Origin of the sequence: Vibrio sp. 10N.286.46.A8 (assembly GCF_041470165.1) — a bacterium.
In the GTDB taxonomy this organism is placed as follows: Bacteria; Pseudomonadota; Gammaproteobacteria; order Enterobacterales; family Vibrionaceae; genus Vibrio; species Vibrio tasmaniensis_A.
This window is the reverse complement of the sequence record NZ_JBFRLX010000335.1, coordinates 1-517: the sequence shown is the minus strand read 5'-3', so window position 1 is coordinate 517 and position 517 is coordinate 1. Positions and strand designations below refer to the sequence as shown.

The window sequence follows — 517 nt, the reverse complement described above, 5'->3', positions numbered from 1 at the left end:
AATCAGTTGTTTAGAAGAATGGCTTACAGTGTTAAAAAGTCACTTCAATCTATTGATGGTGTCTACATATATAACATTAATGACTATGAAAAAAACGTTAGAACCCGTTCGGTAATCCAAGCTTTACATCACGATATAAAAAAGGGAGGGACTCAGTTCGAGCTTTTTTATCAACCCGTCGTTTATAGTATGAATACTTCTAAAGAGTACCTTTGGGAAATATTGCTTAGGTGGAAACGCACAGAGTTCGGAGGTCCTGGTGTATTTATGCCGTTATTGGCAACGGAGCCGCACCTACATTACTCATTAACCATTATAATTTTTAAAAAAATAATTGAATACGCAAAAAACACTAAAGATACACTTCCTAATATCAGTGTTAACATTAGTCATGCAGATTTAAGTATCGTTGACTTTTATGATGATGTAATGGAATTAACCAAATTAGTTCCAGAGTTAAGAAGTAAGATAGTATTTGAAACAGTTGAATATAGTGAGGGTCTTTTACACAGTTATG

The 517-nt window shown here is 33.7% G+C and carries 1 protein-coding gene; it reads left to right on the top strand.

Going from position 1 to position 517, the window contains the following annotated elements; all coding sequences use genetic code 11:
• Positions 1-18: 18 nt before the first annotated feature.
• Positions 19-517, top strand: a 499-nt coding sequence (locus AB4232_RS22180) for an EAL domain-containing protein (protein WP_372088024.1), incomplete at its 3' end; no start/stop codon positions are given.